The following is a 16,250-nucleotide window of genomic DNA, read 5'->3' on the forward strand; positions in this document are numbered from 1 at the left end:
ATCGGCCCCGGCATCGGCGTCGGCATCATCTTCGGTAACGGCACCCAGGCCCTCGCCCGTCAGCCCGAGGCCGCCGGCCTGATCCGTGCCAACCAGATCCTGGGCTTCGCCTTCTGTGAGGCGCTCGCCCTCATCGGCATCGTCATGCCGTTCGTCTTCGGTATTGACTAAAAACTCCATACCGACAGGCATCGACGAAAGGCACTGATGTGATCGCCAACCTGGTGCAGCTGGCGGCCGAGGAAGAGCAGAACCCGCTCATTCCTCCGGGCCCCGAGCTGCTCATCGGCACCATCGCCTTCGCCATCGTGTTCTTCTTCTTCTGGAAGAAGCTGCTTCCGAACATCAACAAGGTTCTGGAGGAGCGCCGCGCGGCGATCGAAGGCGGTATCGAAGAGGCCGAGACCATGAAGGTCGAGGCCCAGAGCGTCCTTGAGCAGTACAAGGCACAGCTCGCCGAGGCCCGGCACGAGGCCGCGCGTCTGCGCCAGGAGGCGCAGGAGCAGGGCGCCGCGCTCATCGCCGAGATGCGGGCCGAGGGCCAGCGTCAGCGCGAGGAGATCGTCGCCGCGGGTCACGCCCAGATCGAGGCCGACCGCAAGGCCGCGTCGTCCGCGCTCCGCCAGGACGTCGGCAAGCTCGCCACCGACCTGGCCGGCAAGCTCGTCGGCGAGTCCCTCGAGGACCACGCCCGCCAGAGCCGCGTGATCGACCGGTTCCTCGACGACCTCGAGGAGAAGGCCGAGGCCGGCCGATGAACGGAGCGAGCCGCGAGGCCCTGGCAGCCGCACGAGAGCGTCTCGACGCGCTGACGGACTCCACGTCCGTGGACGCCGGCGCGCTCGCCGACGAACTGGCCGCCGTCACCGCGCTGCTCGACCGCGAGGTGTCGCTGCGTCGGGTCCTCACCGACCCGGCGCAGGCCGGCGAGGCCAAGGCCGAACTGGCCCAGCGCCTCCTCGGCACCCAGGTCAGCGGCCCGGCCGCCGACCTGGTCGCCGGAATGGTGCGCTCCCGCTGGTCGCAGTCGCGCGACCTGGTGGACGCCCTGGAGGAGCTGGCCGCGACCGCCGACCTCACCGCCGCGCAGAAGGCGGGCAAGCTCGACGACGTCGAGGACGAGCTGTTCCGGTTCGGCCGGATCGTCTCCGGCAGCACCGAGCTGCGTGCCGCGCTGACCGACCGCAAGGCCACCACCTCGGCCAAGAGCGGGCTGCTGCGCGGCCTGCTCGGCGGCCGGGCGCAGGCGGCCACCGAGCGTCTGGTGACGCGCCTTGTGACCGCGCCGCGGGGACGTAGCCTGGAGTCGGGACTGGAGTCCCTGTCCAAGCTCGCCGCCGAGCGCCGGGACCGCATGGTCGCCACCGTCACCTCGGCGGTACCGCTGAGCGACGTGCAGAAGCAGCGCCTGGGCGCCGCCCTCGCGAAGCTCTACGGCCGCACGATGCACCTCAACCTGGACGTGGACCCCGAGGTCCTCGGCGGAATCCGGGTGCAGGTCGGCGACGAGGTCATCAACGGCTCCCTCGCGGACCGCATCGAGGACGCCAGCCGCCGGCTCGCGGGCTGAGCAGCAACTCAATAGGCACAACGTACTTACGACGGCCCTGGTTGGGCCGTGCAGAAGAATCCTGGGGGTCGCCCCCAGACCCCCTAAGAAACTTCGGGCCCAACAAGGAGAGCAGGGAACCCAGATGGCGGAGCTCACGATCCGGCCGGAGGAGATCCGGGACGCGCTGGAGAACTTCGTCCAGGCGTACAAGCCGGACGCGGCCTCGCGCGAGGAGGTCGGTACGGTCACCTTTGCCGGCGACGGCATCGCGAAGGTCGAGGGCCTGCCCTCGACCATGGCCAACGAGCTGCTGAAGTTCGAGGACGGCACCCTCGGCCTCGCCCTCAACCTCGAGGAGCGCGAGATCGGTGCCATCGTCCTCGGCGAGTTCAGCGGCGTCGAGGAGGGGCAGCCGGTCAGCCGTACCGGCGAGGTCCTGTCCGTCGCGGTCGGCGAGGGCTACCTCGGCCGCGTGGTGGACCCCCTCGGCAACCCGATCGACGGCCTCGGCGAGATCGAGACCGACAGCCGTCGCGCCCTGGAGCTGCAGGCTCCGGGCGTCATGGTCCGCAAGTCGGTGCACGAGCCGATGGAGACGGGCTACAAGGCCGTCGACACCATGACTCCGATCGGCCGTGGCCAGCGTCAGCTGATCATCGGCGACCGCCAGACCGGCAAGACCGCCCTGGCCGTCGACACGATCATCAACCAGCGCGACAACTGGCGCTCGGGCGACCCGAACAAGCAGGTCCGCTGCATCTACGTCGCCATCGGCCAGAAGGGCTCCACCATCGCCGGTGTGCGCGGCGCTCTGGAGGAGGCCGGCGCGCTGGAGTACACGACCATCGTCGCCGCCCCGGCGTCCGACCCGGCCGGCTTCAAGTACCTGGCGCCGTACACCGGTTCGGCCATCGGCCAGCACTGGATGTACCAGGGCAAGCACGTCCTGATCATCTTCGACGACCTGTCGAAGCAGGCCGACGCCTACCGCGCCGTGTCGCTGCTGCTGCGCCGCCCGCCGGGCCGTGAGGCCTACCCGGGTGACGTCTTCTACCTGCACTCCCGTCTGCTGGAGCGCTGCGCCAAGCTCTCGGACGAGATGGGTGCCGGCTCGATGACCGGTCTGCCGATCGTCGAGACCAAGGCCAACGACGTCTCGGCGTTCATCCCGACCAACGTCATCTCCATCACCGACGGCCAGTGCTTCCTGGAGTCGGACCTGTTCAACGCCGGTCAGCGTCCCGCGCTGAACGTCGGTATCTCGGTCTCCCGAGTCGGTGGCTCCGCCCAGCACAAGGCGATCCGCCAGGTCTCCGGCCGTCTGCGCGTGGACCTCGCCCAGTTCCGTGAGCTGGAGGCGTTCGCCGCCTTCGGTTCCGACCTGGACGCCGCGTCCAAGGCGCAGCTGGAACGTGGTCAGCGCATGGTCGAGCTGCTGAAGCAGCCGCAGTACCAGCCGATGGCCACCGAGGACCAGGTCGTCTCCATCTGGGCCGGCACCACCGGCAAGATGGACGAGGTTCCGGTCGCCGACATCCGCCGCTTCGAGAAGGAGCTGCTGGAGTACCTGCACCGCAAGGAGCAGGGCCTGCTGACCTCCATCCGCGAGGGCGGCAAGATGTCGGACGACACCCTCCAGGCCATGGCCGACGCCATCGCGGAGTTCAAGAAGCAGTTCGAGACCTCCGACGGCAAGCTGCTCGGCGAGGACACCCCGGCTGCCGGTAAGTGACGACGGAAGGGACCTGACTCATGGGAGCCCAGCTCCGGGTCTACAAGCGTCGCATCCGATCCGTCTCCGCGACCAAGAAGATCACGAAGGCGATGGAGATGATCGCCGCCTCGCGCGTCGTCAAGGCGCAGCGCAAGGTGGCGGCGTCCACGCCGTACGCGACCGAGCTCACCCGGGCGGTCACGGCGGTCGCCACCGGATCGAACACCAAGCACCCGCTGACGACGGAGCCGGAGAACCCGACCCGTGCCGCGGTCCTGCTCCTCACGAGCGACCGCGGTCTGGCCGGCGCCTTCAACTCCAACGCCATCAAGGCCGCGGAGAGGCTCACGGCGAAGCTCGAAGGTGAGGGCAAGGAGGTCGTCAGCTACATCGTCGGCCGCCGTGGTCTCGCCCACTACAACTTCCGCGAGCGCAAGGTCGCGGAGTCGTTCACGGGCTTCACCGACGACCCGTCGTACGCGGACGCCAAGAAGGTCGCGGCCCCGCTGATCGAGGCCATCGAGACGGAGACGGCCGAGGGCGGCGTGGACGAGCTCCACATCGTCTACACCGAGTTCGTGTCGATGATGACGCAGACGGCGATCGAGGCACGGCTGCTGCCGCTCAGCCTCGACGAGGTCGCGCAGGAGGCCAAGCCCAAGGGCGAGATCCTCCCGCTGTTCGACTTCGAGCCCTCGGCGGAGGACGTCCTGGACGCCCTGCTGCCGCGCTATGTGGAGAGCCGGATCTACAACGCGCTGCTCCAGTCGGCCGCCTCCAAGCACGCCGCCACGCGGCGCGCGATGAAGTCGGCCACCGACAACGCCGGAGAGCTCATCGAGACGCTCACCCGGCTTGCCAACCAGGCCCGCCAGGCCGAAATCACCCAGGAAATCAGCGAGATCGTCGGTGGCGCCAGTGCCCTGGCCGACGCGACCGCGGGGAGTGACCGATAAATGACCACCACTGTTGAGACCGCGACGGCTACGGGCCGCGTCGCCCGGGTCATCGGCCCGGTCGTCGACGTGGAGTTCCCCGTCGACGCGATGCCCGAGATCTACAACGCCCTGCACGTCGAGGTCGCAGACCCGGCGCTCGCGGGCGAGAAGAAGACGCTGACCCTGGAGGTCGCCCAGCACCTGGGTGACGGCCTGGTCCGCGCGATCTCCATGCAGCCCACCGACGGCCTGGTCCGCCAGGCTCCCGTCGTCGACACCGGTGCGGGCATCTCCGTCCCGGTCGGCGACTTCACCAAGGGCAAGGTGTTCAACACCCTCGGTGAGGTGCTGAACAGCGACGAGACCTACGAGGGCGAGCGCTGGTCCATCCACCGCAAGGCCCCCGCGTTCGACCAGCTCGAGTCGAAGACCGAGATGTTCGAGACGGGCCTGAAGGTCGTCGACCTTCTCACCCCGTACGTCAAGGGCGGCAAGATCGGTCTGTTCGGTGGTGCCGGTGTCGGCAAGACCGTGCTGATCCAGGAAATGATCATGCGTGTCGCCAACCTCCACGAGGGCGTCTCCGTCTTCGCGGGCGTCGGCGAGCGCACCCGTGAGGGCAACGACCTCATCGCGGAGATGGAAGAGTCCGGCGTTCTGGACAAGACCGCCCTGGTCTTCGGCCAGATGGACGAGCCCCCGGGTACCCGTCTGCGCGTGGCCCTGGCCGGCCTGACGATGGCGGAGTACTTCCGTGACGTCCAGAAGCAGGACGTGCTGTTCTTCATCGACAACATCTTCCGCTTCACCCAGGCCGGTTCCGAGGTGTCGACCCTGCTCGGCCGTATGCCCTCCGCGGTGGGCTACCAGCCGAACCTGGCCGACGAGATGGGTGTCCTCCAGGAGCGCATCACCTCGACCCGTGGTCACTCGATCACCTCGATGCAGGCGATCTACGTCCCCGCGGACGACCTGACCGACCCGGCCCCGGCCACCACCTTCGCCCACCTCGACGCGACGACGGTGCTCTCCCGTCCGATCTCCGAGAAGGGCATCTACCCGGCCGTGGACCCGCTGGACTCCACGTCCCGGATCCTCGACCCGCGGTACATCTCGGCGGAGCACTACAACGCCGCGATGCGCGTGAAGAACATCCTGCAGAAGTACAAGGACCTGCAGGACATCATCGCGATCCTCGGTATCGACGAGCTCGGCGAGGAGGACAAGCTCGTCGTCCACCGTGCCCGTCGCGTGGAGCGCTTCCTGTCCCAGAACACCCACGCCGCCAAGCAGTTCACCGGCGTGGACGGTTCGGACGTGCCGCTGGACGAGTCGATCGCCGCGTTCAACGCGATCTGCGACGGCGAGTACGACCACTTCCCGGAGCAGGCGTTCTTCATGTGCGGTGGTCTCGAGGACCTGAAGAAGAACGCGAAGGAGCTGGGCGTCTCCTGAGCCTCGCGCTCGATGTGAGCCCCGTGCTCATACCGGAGGGGGCGGGCGCGTCCCGCCCCCTCCGTCACGCCTACTAGACTTGTAACCAACACCCGGCACTCCCGCCGGGTGGTGACCCGAGGAGCCACCCTTGGCTGCTGAGCTGCACGTCGCGCTGGTCGCGGCCGACCGTGAGGTCTGGTCCGGCCAGGCCACCCTGGTCGTCGCGCGCACCACGTCCGGCGACATCGGCGTCATGCCCGGTCACCAGCCGCTGCTCGGTGTGCTGGAGTCGGGCCCGGTGACCATCCGTACGAGTGATGGCCGGACGGTCGTCGCCGCGGTCCACGGCGGTTTCATCTCGTTCGCGGACGACAAGCTCTCGCTGCTGGCCGAAATCGCCGAGCTGTCGGACGAGATCGATGTCCAGCGCGCGGAGCAGGAGCTGGAGCGTGCGAAGGCGGAGGACGACGCGGAGGCCCAGCGCCGCGCGGACGTCCGTCTGCGTACGGCCACGGCGGCGCGCTGACTCAAGCCCGTCGTGTGATGACGTCACTCAGCCGCGGCTGGGTACCGGAGAGATCCGGACCCAGCCGCGGCTGAGGCGGATGTGGGTGTTTTTTACGTTCCGTTACCTAGGAGACGAGGAGGTCGGTGTCGATGGTCCTCGCTCTGACTGTGTGCGGAATTGTCGTGGCCCTCGTGGTGGTGGGACTGTTCGTCTTCGGTCTGCGCCGCCGGCTCATCCAGCGCTCGGGCGGCACCTTCGACGCCAGCCTGCGCTGGGACACCCCGGAGCAGGGCGACACCAACGGCAAGGGCTGGGCGTACGGGGTGGCCCGCTACAACGGCGACCGCGTCGAGTGGTTCCGGGTCTTCTCCTACTCGCCGCGTCCGCGCCGGATCCTGGAGCGTTCCGCGATCGAGGTGGCCGGCCGCCGGGTCCCGCAGGGCGAGGAGGAGCTGGCGCTGCTCTCCGACCATGTGATCCTCGCCTGTCTGCACCGGGGCACCCGGCTGGAGCTGGCCATGAGCGAGGACGCGCTGACCGGTTTCCTCGCGTGGCTTGAGGCAGCCCCGCCCGGTCAGCGTGTCAATGTGGCTTAGGGCTTCTACCTGAGGCCGTTGTCGATGGCCGTCACCAGCTCACCGTTGCCGGTGTCGCCGCTGAACTCCCAGAAGAACGCGCCGCCCAGGCCCTGGTTCTTGGCCCAGGTCATCTTCCCGTTGATCGTCGACGGGGTGTCGTACGACCACCAGTTGCTGCCGCAGTGCGCGTACGCCGTGCCCGCGACGGTGCCGGTGACCGGGCAGGAGTTCTTCAGGACCTTGTAGTCCTCGATGCCCGCCTCGTACGTGCCGGGAGCGGCGCCGGTCGCCGATCCGCCCGGGGCGGACTGGGTGACGCCGGTCCAGCCGCGGCCGTAGAAGCCGATGCCCAGCAGGAGCTTGGCGGACGGCACGCCCTTCGCCTTCAGCTTGGCGATCGCGTCGGCCGAGTTGAAGCCGGCCTGCGGGATCCCGGGGTACGAGGTGAGCGGGGAGTGCGGGGCGGTCGGGCCGTCCTTGTCGAAGGCGCCGAAGTAGTCGTACGTCATCACGTTGTACCAGTCGAGGTACTGCGCGGCGCCGCCGTAGTCGGCCGCGTCGATCTTGCCGCCGGAGGAGCCGTCGGCGGTGATGGCCGCGGTGACCAGGTAGTCCGGGCCGAACTCCGTGCGCAGCGCGGACATCAGGTTCTTGAAGGCCGCCGGACCCGAGGTGTCACAGCTCAGACCGCAGGCGTTCGGGTACTCCCAGTCGATGTCGATGCCGTCGAAGACGTCGGCCCAGCGCGGGTCCTCCACGACGGCCTTGCAGGACTTGGCGAACGCGGCGGCGTTCTGCGCCGCCTGCCCGAAGCCGCCCGAGTAGGTCCAGCCTCCGAACGAGTACAGCACCTTGATGTGCGGGTACTTGGCCTTGAGCTGGCGCAGCTGGTTGAAATTGCCGCGCAGCGGCTGGTCCCAAGTGTCGGCGGTGCCGCTGACGGACTGGTCGGCGGTGTAGGCCTTGTCGTAGGCGGCGTAGGTGTCGTCGACCGTGCACTGGCCGTTCTTCACGTTGCCGAAGGCGTAGTTGATGTGCGTGATCTTCGACGCCGAGCCCGAGGTCACCAGGTTCTTGACGTGGTAGTTGCGGCCGTAGACGCCCCACTCGGTGAAGTAGCCGAGCTTGACCTTGTCGCCCTTGGGCGGCTCGGTCGTGCCGCCGGTGGTGCGCACCGCGCGGGCGCCACTGACCGGGCCGGTCTGGTCGGCGGTGTCACGCGCCTGGACGGAGTAGGAGTAGTCGGTGCCCTTGGTCAGGCCCGTGTCGGTGTACGACGTGGTCGTCACCGTGGCGACCTTCGTTCCGTCGCGCAGGACGTCGTAGTTCTTGACGCCCTTGTCGTCGGTGGCGGCGGACCAGGACAGTTTCACCGAGGTGTCGGTGATGTCGGAGGCGGTCGGCGTGCCGGGGGCGCTGGGGGCGCTGTCGCCGGGTTCCGTGGTGCCGCCGTCGCAGCTGCCGCCGCTCAGCTTGCAGTTCGCGGGGGAGCCGGAGCCGGTGCCGTTGAAGCCGAAGGAGACGGAGGCGCCGGGGGCGAGGGTGCCGTTCCAGGACTTGTTCTTCGCGGTCCAGTGGGTGCCGGAGGAGGTGACGTCGGCGTCCCAGGCGGAGGTGACGGACGTGCCCGAGGGGAAGTCCCACTCGACGGTCCAGGAGCTGAGGGTCGTGGTTCCGGTGTTCTTCACCGTCCACTTGCCTTCGAAGCCGGAGCCCCAGTCCTGCGTCTTGGTGTAGCTCGCGGTGGCGGATGTCGCGGCCTGGGCCGGGCTCGCGAGGCCGACGAGACCGGCCAGCGGGAGCAACAGGGTCGCGAACCCTGCCGCGGCTCTGTGTCTGAAGCGCATGTTGCGCCTCCTTGATGGAGTTGTGGGGGCGTGTCTGAGCCTCACGCCTACTCATGGTGCGGTGAGAATAGAAAGGTCTGGACCACCGGTCAATAGGTCTGGACCACCGCGGCCTGGAGCGATCTGTGCCCGGGTCAGACCCCCAACTCCTGTGCGAGCACCGCCGCTTGCACCCGGCTGCGCAGCTCCAGCTTCCCCAGCAGGCGGCTGACATGCGTCTTCACGGTCGCCTCGGCCATGTCGAGCCGCTCGGCGATGCCCGCGTTGGACAGGCCCTCGCCGAGGCAGGACAGCACCTCGCGCTCGCGCCGGGTCAGCCGGTCGAGGACGGCCGGGTCGGCCGCCGGTTCCCGGACCGGCTTCGCCGCGAACTCGGCGATCAGCCGTCGCGTGACCGCCGGGGCGATCAGCCCCTCCCCGCGCGCCACCGTCCGTACGGCCTCCAGCAGGTCCTTCGCCTCGGTGTTCTTGAGCAGGAAGCCGGACGCGCCCGCCCGCAGCGCTCCGAAGACGTACTCGTCGAGGTCGAAGGTGGTCAGCACCAGCACGTCGGCGAGCCGCTCCGCCACCACCTGCCGGGTCGCCGACACGCCGTCCAGCCGCGGCATCTGAACGTCCATCAGCACCAGGTCCGGCCGCAGCTCACGGGTCAGCGCCACCGCCTGCTCGCCGTCCGCCGCCTCGCCGACCACCTCGATGTCGGGTGCGCTGCGCAGGATGAGGACCAGGCCGGCACGGACGGCCGACTGGTCCTCGGCGACCAGGACGCGGATCATTCGGGTTCTCCTTCGACGGTGTCGGGGACGGGCAGGGTGGCGCGTACGGCCCAGATCTTGCCGTCCGGCGAGTCCTCCGGACCGGCCTCGAACGTGCCGTCCAGCAGCGCGGCGCGTTCCCGCATGCCGACCAGGCCCGCGCCCGAGCCGGGGGCGCTCGGCCCGTCCCGGTCGCCGTACGGGCTGGTCACCGCGACGGTCAGCAGGCCGTCGAGCTGGGCGAGGGACACCGCGACCCGGCCGGGGCCGGCGTGCTTGAGGGCGTTGGTGAGGGACTCCTGGACGATGCGGTAGGCGGCGAGTTCGACGGGCGCGGGGACCGTGTCGTGAGCGGCGTCGAGCGTGACGTCGAGGCCGTTGGTGCGGGCGCCCTCGACCAGCGCGCCGAGTCCGTCGAGGGTGGGGGCGGCGACCGGGGCGACATCGCCGGCGGAGTCCCGCAGGATCCCGATGAGCCGCCGCATCTCCGCGAGCCCCGCCACGCTGTTCTCGCGGATGACGGTCAGGGCCTCCCGGGAGGTCTTCGCGTCGTCCAGGGAGAGCGCGGCCGTGGAGTGGATGGCGATCGCGGACAGGTGGTTGGCGACCATGTCGTGCAGTTCGCGGGCCATCCGGGCGCGTTCGGCGGTGACCGCCTGGGTGCGGTCCATCTCGGCGAGCAGCGCGGTCTGCTCGGCGCGCAGCCGGGCCGCCTCGGCGGCGTCGCGGTGGTTGCGGACGATCAGGCCGGTGGCGGCCGGCCCGAAGGCCACCACGCCGGTGACCACGCCGATCAGCAGCGCCTCGGGCTCGCGCCACAACGCGAACGGCACCACGGTCCCGGCCACCGACAGCAGCCCGGTGATCCTGGGGATGCGGTGGGCCGAGGCGGGCGGGCCGTACAGGACGGCCGCGTACATGATGTCCGTGTACATAAGGATCGTGACCAGGTTGCCCTGTGTGACGACGTCCAGGACGATCGCGGCCGTGCCGGTCAGCAGGGCGGTGCGCGGGGCGGTGCGGCGCAGCAGCTCGCAGCCGGCCATGACCAGCAGGGGCACCAGGACCGGCCAGCGCCCGGGCAGGAGCACGTACACCTCGGTGCTCGGGCGGGTGGCCAGGCCGAGCCCCCACAGCAGCAGCCCGCCGAGCAGACTGCCCAGCGCGACGTACACGTCGAAGCGGCGGGGGCGGGCGAGTCGTACGGCCATGGCACCATCCAACACGGACGCCGGGCCCCGCGCGTGATCCCCGCGAAGGGTCCCCGACTGCATCTTTCGATGTACCGCGGGTTCGTCAGTCGCGACGACGATTCCGGCCGCGCCGGACGGGAGCCTGGAAGGGTGACCGAGAGGAGCGCATCGTGATCGTCGCCTTGATCGCCGCCTGTGAGATCGGCTTCTGGGTGCTGCTGGCGGCCGGACTGGCCTTCCGCTACCTGCTGCGCATGCGGCGTACGGGGCTGGCCCTGCTGCTGTGCGAGCCGCTGCTGGAGGTCGTCCTGCTGGTCGTCACCGCGCTGGACCTGAAGAACGGCGCCGAGCCGAACTGGACGCACGGACTGGCCGCGCTGTACATCGGCTACACCGTCGGGCACGGCCACCGCACCGTGCAGTGGCTCGACGGCCACGCGGCCCACCGCCTCGGCGGAGCCCCGCCGCCACCGAAGCCCCCGGCCTACGGCATGGCCCGGGCGCGTCACGAGGGCAGGATCTGGCTGGGCACGCTGGTGGGCGCCGCCGTCGCGACCGTGCTGCTCCAGCTGGCCATCTGGTACGTGGACGACCCGAGCCGTGTCACGTCCCTGGAGAGCTGGCGTTACGTGGCCTGGCGCGCGGCCGGCATCCACGGCCTGATCGCGCTGAGCTACTGGATCTGGCCGCGGAAGGCGCCCGCGGGGGAGTCCGAGGAGACGCCGGAGAAGGAGAAGGTGCAGCGATGAGCAAGGCCCGCGGAAACCTGCTGGAAGGCGCCGTCACCTTCGTGATCGGCCTGGGGCTGTGGCGGTTCACCGGCGACGTGGAGGTCCCCGTCGTCACCCTCACGAAGGTCGGCGTCGTGATGATGTGCGTCGGCGGCGTGCTGGTCGCCGCCGGGCTGTGGCAGGGGGCCCGCAGTAGGACCTAGCGCTCCCCGCCCGGGACCCACAGCACGTCTCCGACCTCCTTGTTCGCCGTCCTCGCGAGGATGAACAGGAGGTCGGAGAGGCGGTTGAGGTAGGTGGCCGTCAGGGGGTTCATGACCTCGCCGTGCACCTCCAGGGCCGCCCAGGTCGAGCGCTCCGCCCGGCGGACCACCGTGCAGGCCTGGTGGAGCAGGGCCGCGCCCGGGGTGCCGCCGGGGAGGATGAAGGAGCGGAGCTTCTCCAGGCCCTCCAGGAAGCGGTCGCAGTCCGCCTCCAGCTTGTCGACATAGGACTGCTCGACCCGCAGGGGCGGGAACTCCGGGTTCTCCACCACCGGCGTCGACAGGTCCGCGCCCACGTCGAACAGGTCGTTCTGCACGCGGGTGAGGACCTTGACGATCTCCTCGTCCAGGCCGCCCAGCGCGATCGCCGTGCCGATCGCCGCGTTCGCCTCGTTGGCGTCGGCGTACGCGGCGATCCGCAGGTCGGTCTTGGCGACCCGGCTCATGTCGCCGAGGGCGGTGGTGCCCTGGTCGCCGGTCCTGGTGTAGATGCGCGTCAGATTGACCATGTGGCCAGCGTAGTTAGGCTCCGGCCGTTCGGAACACGCGTGTGCCCACTGTCACGGACAGGGCCGTGAAACCGACGGCCACCAGTACGCCGTACACCATGTGCGCCGTGGCGTAGGAGCCGACGAAGGCGTCCCGGACGGCGTCGACCAGATAGCGGAACGGCATGAGGTGCGACAGCGTGTCCAGCCAGGCCGGGCCCAGGCTCATCGGGAGCATCAGCCCGGACAGCAGCATCGACGGCATGGTCAGCGCGTTGATCGCCGGGCCGAAGGTCTGCGGGGTGTGCAGCTTCATGGCCAGCGCGTACGACAGCGAGGCCAGCGAGAGTGAGAGCAGGGCGACGAAGGCGAACCCGATCAGGACGCCGGGCAGCGGGGCCCGCAGGCCCATCGCCACCGCCGCCAGCACCAGCAGCACGGCCTGGAAGACGAACACCGTGGCCTCCCTGAGCACCCGGCCGAGCAGCAGGGCCAGTCGGCTGACGGGGGTGACGCGCATGCGCTCGACCACCCCGTGGCCCTTCTCGATGATGATCGAGAAGCCCGCGAAGGACGCCCCGAACAGGCCCAGTTGCAGCAGCAGGCCGGGGACGAGCAGCTGCCAGGAACTGCCCTGCCCGCCGAGCGGCAGATCCGTCAGCAGGGGACCGAAGAACAGCAGGTACAGCAGCGGCATCAGCACGCCGAAGAGCAGCGCGAAGCGGGAGCGCAGGGACTGGCGGAGATAGCGCCCGTAGACGAGCGCGGTGTCGTGCAACAGCATCAGGAGTCCTCTGGGTCCTAGACGGCGACGGGAGTCTGCTCGGCCGGCCCGGCACTGCGGCCGGTGATGGCGAGGAAGGTGTCCTGGAGCGAGGCGTCGATCGAGCCGGCGTAGCGGAGCTTCAGCGCGCTCGGGGTGCCCTCGGCGACGACCACGCCCTGATCGACGACGACCAGCCGGTCGGAGAGGGCGTCGGCCTCGTCGAGGTAGTGCGTGGTCAGGAAGACGGTCGTGCCGTGCTCGTCGCGCAGTCGGCGCACCAGGTCCCACAGGTCGGCCCGGCTGCCCGGGTCGAGACCGGTCGTCGGCTCGTCGAGGAACAGCACCTTCGGGCGGTGGGTGAGCGCCATCGCGATGTCCAGGCGGCGCCGCTGCCCGCCGGAGAGGGCCGCGCACTTGCTGTCGAGGAAGTCGGTGAGGCCCAGATCGCGGGCGAGTTCCCCGGCGCGCTCGGCGGCCTGCGTCTTCGTCAGCCGGTACAGGCGCCCCTGGGTGACCAGTTCCTCCCGCACGCTGATCTGCGGGTCGACCCCGCCGGACTGCGCCACGTACCCGCAGGCCCGCCGCACCCCGGCCGGGTCGGTCGCCAGGTCGCAGCCCGCGACGGTGGCGGCGCCGCCGGTCGGTTCCAGCAGGGTCGTCAGCATCCGCAGGGTGGTCGTCTTGCCGGCGCCGTTCGGTCCGAGGAAGCCGAGGATCTCGCCCTCGCGGACGGTCAGGTCGATGCCGCGCACGGCGTCCACGGGGCCGCGCTTGGTCCGGAAGGTACGGGCCAGTCCGGCCGTACTGATGATTGCCATGCCGACAGAAAAACAGAGTCTCTTAAATTTTGCAATGGCCCCAAGTTTTCATCGGGCCCAAGGAAGCTAGGATTCGGGCATGGCAGAGGGGCTCAGGGAGCGGAAGAAGCGCGAGACCAGGCAGCGCATCTCGGACATCGCCACCGGGCTGTTCCTGGAGCACGGGTTCCTGTCCGTGACGATCGCGGACGTGGCGGAGGCGGCCGACGTCTCCGTGAACACCGTCTACAACTACTTCCCGGCCAAGGAGGACCTCTTCTTCGACCGCTCCCAGGGGGTCGTCGACCGGCTCTCCCGCTGGGTGCGCGGCCGGGACGCGCGGGAGTCGGCCGCCCGGGCGGTGCTGCGCGAACTGCGCGCCGAGATCGAGGCCGTCTCGCCCCGGATGGGCCTCGACGAGGGCTACGACCGTTTCATGCGCTGCATCGAGGAGGCGCCGCCGCTGCGCTCCCGGCTGTGGAGCATTCAGCAGGAGATCCAGGGCAACCTGGAGGCGACCCTCCGGGAGGAGACGGGTGCCGGGGACGGCGACCCGCTGCCGGGGCTGATCGCCGGCCAGATCTGCTGGGTCCACGGCACCGTCTTCGCCGCGATCGGCCGCGAGATGACCAAGGGGCGCAACCCGGGCGAAGTGTCACGGGAGATGCTCGTCCTCCTCGACGACATGGAGGAGCTGTTGGGCGAGAAGGTGCTCAACTACGCCGTCCGTGGCGCGGGATGACCCCTGCTGGTGTGATGTCCGTCATGTGAGACGTGACGCGCATTACTTACCGGTCACACGGGCCCTCACGAGCGCTAGTGTCCGCCCGAGAGGCAGACATAAGCAGCGCGTCAGGGGAGTCGCACAGTGGCACGGAAGCTCGCCGTCATCGGAGCCGGCCTCATGGGATCCGGCATCGCCCAGGTCTCCGCACAGGCGGGGTGGGACGTGGTCCTGCGCGACGTCACCGACGAGGCGCTGAAGCGGGGCACCGACGGCATCAAGGCCTCGTACGACAAGTTCGTGGCCAAGGGCAAGCTGGAGGCGCATGACGCCGACGCCGCCCTCGCCCGGATCACCGCGACCACCGACCTGGACGCCGTGGCCGACGCGGACGTCGTCGTCGAGGCCGTCTTCGAGAAGCTCGAGGTCAAGCACGAGATCTTCCGCGCCCTCGACAAGCTCGTGAAGGACGAGGCGATCCTCGCCTCCAACACCTCCGCCATCCCGATCACCAAGATCGCGGCCGCGACGGAGCGCCCCGAGCGGGTCGTCGGCACGCACTTCTTCTCGCCCGTGCCGATGATGCAGCTGTGCGAGCTGGTCCGCGGCTACAAGACCAGCGACGAGACCCTCGCCAAGGCCCGGGAGTTCGCCGAGTCGGTCGGCAAGACCTGCATCGTCGTCAACCGCGACGTCGCCGGCTTCGTGACGACCCGTCTCATCTGTGCCCTGGTCGTCGAGGCCGCGAAGCTGCAGGAGTCGGGCGTGGCGAGCGCCGAGGACATCGACCTCGCCTGCAAGCTGGGCTTCGGCCACGCCATGGGCCCGCTGGCGACCGCGGACCTGACGGGCGTCGACATCCTGCTGCACGCCACGAGCAACATCTACACCGAGTCCCAGGACGAGAAGTTCGCGCCGCCCGAGTCGATGCGCCGGATGGTTGACGCCGGTGACATCGGGCGCAAGAGCGGGCAGGGCTTCTACAAGCACTGAAACCGCACATGCCCCGGGAGCATCACACCCCCGGGTGAATTCGGTATCGGTTCGCTTACAAGAAGCAACCTCTGCCCCCTTCACGCAGTCAGAGGTTGCATCACCGGCATCAGAACGCGGAGCACGAGACGCACGCACGGGGAGCGCATATGCACATCAGGGGCGACCACGCCGAGCTGGTCGTCGGGGGCCGCCTCGACGTCCGGAGCGCGGCGGACGCCCGTACGGTCCTGCACGCGGCCGTCGACGACGGAGTCGGCGACCTGGTGCTGGACCTGTCCGAACTGGACTCCTGGGACGCCACCGGACTCGGTGTGATCATGGGGGCCCACCGGCGGGCCGGCCGCTGCGGCCGGCGCCTGGTCCTGCGCGGCGTACCGCCGCAGATGCAGCGCCTGCTGGTGGCCACCCGCCTGCACCGGATCCTGGCGATCGAGGGGGGCATCGGGGTGGAGACATTGCCTCGCGTGTGACGTTCTGTGCGGGTGTGAACCGGGCGACCGGGGAGACCCGGACGGACATCGCCGCCTCGTACGACGCGCACAATCCTCACGAGACCGTGACGTCTCGGACGGCGCGGTACCCCGGACTGTCGTAGATACTGTGCGAAGGTTTAGGGTTCGGCTGCCCGCTGACTTGAAACCCTTCCAGCGGGCCCGGACCAGAAGCGACAGCGCGGTGTGCAGCAAGGCCGGGAGGGGCTTTTCAGAGCACACACACGCTTTTGGGGGGCTTTGACCTATGGACCCGAACACCCGGGGACCCGAGGAGTACGGCCACGACGGCGATGGCAAGTCGCCGCGGCAGCGCCCGCCCAGGGAATCCCTCACGCCCGACTTCAGTCAGCACGCGCCCGCGCTCGCCCGCACGGTGCAGCTCGTCTCCGGCGACTTCCTGCTGACCGTCAACCCCGTCGACGGCAGCGAGATCGAGGTCTGCCCGCCCGCCGAACGCCCCGCCGTCGTG

20 protein-coding genes are annotated in these 16,250 nt (G+C 69.6%); 14 read left to right on the forward strand and 6 right to left on the reverse strand.

Going from position 1 to position 16,250, the window contains the following annotated elements; translation table 11 throughout:
* From CCL05_RS38535 to CCL05_RS38570, 8 genes are all read left to right on the forward strand, one after another.
* A partial coding sequence (locus CCL05_RS38535) for an ATP synthase subunit c family protein (protein WP_086565267.1) occupies window positions 1-171 on the forward strand: 171 nt, incomplete at its 5' end.
* Window positions 172-209: 38 nt separating this feature from the next.
* On the forward strand, window positions 210-758 hold the full coding sequence (locus CCL05_RS38540; protein WP_086565268.1) for a F0F1 ATP synthase subunit B: 549 nt from the start codon (window positions 210-212) through the stop codon (window positions 756-758).
* Window positions 755-1,570, forward strand: a complete 816-nt coding sequence (locus CCL05_RS38545) for a F0F1 ATP synthase subunit delta (protein WP_086565269.1) — start codon at window positions 755-757, stop codon at window positions 1,568-1,570. Before CCL05_RS38540 ends, CCL05_RS38545 begins: the two co-directional genes overlap by 4 nt.
* Window positions 1,571-1,694: 124 nt before the next feature.
* A complete protein-coding gene (gene atpA / locus CCL05_RS38550; RefSeq protein WP_086565270.1) occupies window positions 1,695-3,284 on the forward strand; it encodes a F0F1 ATP synthase subunit alpha in 1,590 nt (529 codons plus the stop codon).
* Between the two features lie 20 nt (window positions 3,285-3,304).
* Window positions 3,305-4,222, forward strand: coding sequence for a F0F1 ATP synthase subunit gamma (locus tag CCL05_RS38555; protein WP_086565271.1), 918 nt, complete (start codon window positions 3,305-3,307; stop codon window positions 4,220-4,222).
* Entirely contained in the window at window positions 4,223-5,659 is a 1,437-nt protein-coding gene (atpD, locus tag CCL05_RS38560) for a F0F1 ATP synthase subunit beta (protein ID WP_086565272.1), read from the forward strand.
* A 130-nt stretch (window positions 5,660-5,789) separates the two neighbouring features.
* Complete coding sequence (locus CCL05_RS38565; RefSeq protein WP_086565273.1) at window positions 5,790-6,167, forward strand: F0F1 ATP synthase subunit epsilon; 378 nt, start codon at window positions 5,790-5,792, stop codon at window positions 6,165-6,167.
* A 131-nt stretch (window positions 6,168-6,298) separates the two neighbouring features.
* Window positions 6,299-6,745: a DUF2550 domain-containing protein gene (locus CCL05_RS38570; protein WP_086565274.1), complete on the forward strand. Its 447-nt coding sequence runs from the start codon at window positions 6,299-6,301 to the stop codon at window positions 6,743-6,745.
* 5 nt (window positions 6,746-6,750) lie between these two features.
* On the opposite strand, the gene CCL05_RS38575 is transcribed toward CCL05_RS38570, so the two are convergent.
* The 3 genes from CCL05_RS38575 to CCL05_RS38585 all read right to left on the reverse strand — a co-directional run bounded on the left by CCL05_RS38575 (window position 6,751) and on the right by CCL05_RS38585 (window position 10,540).
* Entirely contained in the window at window positions 6,751-8,574 is a 1,824-nt protein-coding gene (locus CCL05_RS38575) for a glycoside hydrolase family 18 chitinase (RefSeq protein ID WP_086565275.1), read from the reverse strand.
* A gap of 134 nt (window positions 8,575-8,708) precedes the next feature.
* Window positions 8,709-9,350 (reverse strand): response regulator, encoded by a 642-nt coding sequence (locus CCL05_RS38580; RefSeq protein WP_086565276.1) that lies wholly within the window; start codon window positions 9,348-9,350, stop codon window positions 8,709-8,711.
* Window positions 9,347-10,540, reverse strand: coding sequence for a sensor histidine kinase (locus CCL05_RS38585; RefSeq protein WP_086565277.1), 1,194 nt, complete (start codon window positions 10,538-10,540; stop codon window positions 9,347-9,349). Before CCL05_RS38585 ends, CCL05_RS38580 begins: the two co-directional genes overlap by 4 nt.
* 152 nt (window positions 10,541-10,692) lie before the next feature.
* Here CCL05_RS38585 and CCL05_RS38590 point away from each other — a divergent pair, with 152 nt between their 5' ends.
* Both CCL05_RS38590 and CCL05_RS38595 read left to right on the forward strand, forming a co-directional pair.
* The gene (locus tag CCL05_RS38590; RefSeq protein ID WP_086565278.1) at window positions 10,693-11,271 is read left to right on the forward strand and encodes a hypothetical protein; all 579 of its coding nucleotides are present in this window, start codon (window positions 10,693-10,695) and stop codon (window positions 11,269-11,271) included.
* A complete protein-coding gene (locus CCL05_RS38595; RefSeq protein ID WP_086565279.1) occupies window positions 11,268-11,456 on the forward strand; it encodes a DUF5708 family protein in 189 nt (62 codons plus the stop codon). Before CCL05_RS38590 ends, CCL05_RS38595 begins: the two co-directional genes overlap by 4 nt.
* Here the strand turns inward: CCL05_RS38595 and CCL05_RS38600 are convergent.
* Genes CCL05_RS38600 through CCL05_RS38610 form a run of 3 tightly spaced genes read right to left on the reverse strand, consistent with a single transcriptional unit; the run spans window position 11,453 to window position 13,588 of the window.
* Window positions 11,453-12,025, reverse strand: coding sequence for a cob(I)yrinic acid a,c-diamide adenosyltransferase (locus CCL05_RS38600; RefSeq protein ID WP_086565280.1), 573 nt, complete (start codon window positions 12,023-12,025; stop codon window positions 11,453-11,455). The two genes, CCL05_RS38595 and CCL05_RS38600, sit on opposite strands and share 4 nt — an antisense overlap.
* A 13-nt stretch (window positions 12,026-12,038) precedes the next feature.
* Complete coding sequence (locus CCL05_RS38605) at window positions 12,039-12,788, reverse strand: ABC transporter permease (protein ID WP_086565281.1); 750 nt, start codon at window positions 12,786-12,788, stop codon at window positions 12,039-12,041.
* A 17-nt stretch (window positions 12,789-12,805) separates the two neighbouring features.
* Complete coding sequence (locus CCL05_RS38610) at window positions 12,806-13,588, reverse strand: ABC transporter ATP-binding protein (RefSeq protein ID WP_086565282.1); 783 nt, start codon at window positions 13,586-13,588, stop codon at window positions 12,806-12,808.
* A 79-nt stretch (window positions 13,589-13,667) separates the two neighbouring features.
* Between CCL05_RS38610 and CCL05_RS38615 the strand changes: the two genes are divergently transcribed.
* The 4 genes from CCL05_RS38615 to CCL05_RS38630 form a co-directional block, all read left to right on the forward strand.
* Window positions 13,668-14,309, forward strand: coding sequence for a TetR/AcrR family transcriptional regulator (locus tag CCL05_RS38615; protein WP_086565283.1), 642 nt, complete (start codon window positions 13,668-13,670; stop codon window positions 14,307-14,309).
* A gap of 126 nt (window positions 14,310-14,435) precedes the next feature.
* Entirely contained in the window at window positions 14,436-15,284 is an 849-nt protein-coding gene (locus tag CCL05_RS38620; RefSeq protein ID WP_086565284.1) for a 3-hydroxyacyl-CoA dehydrogenase family protein, read from the forward strand.
* Between the two features lie 149 nt (window positions 15,285-15,433).
* Complete coding sequence (locus CCL05_RS38625; protein ID WP_086565285.1) at window positions 15,434-15,757, forward strand: STAS domain-containing protein; 324 nt, start codon at window positions 15,434-15,436, stop codon at window positions 15,755-15,757.
* Window positions 15,758-16,025: 268 nt separating this feature from the next.
* Window positions 16,026-16,250 (forward strand): hypothetical protein (locus CCL05_RS38630; RefSeq protein ID WP_143590017.1); only part of this gene is annotated, 225 nt, incomplete at its 3' end.

The organism is Streptomyces africanus (assembly GCF_002150735.1).
Taxonomy (GTDB): Bacteria; Actinomycetota; Actinomycetes; order Streptomycetales; family Streptomycetaceae; genus Streptomyces; species Streptomyces africanus.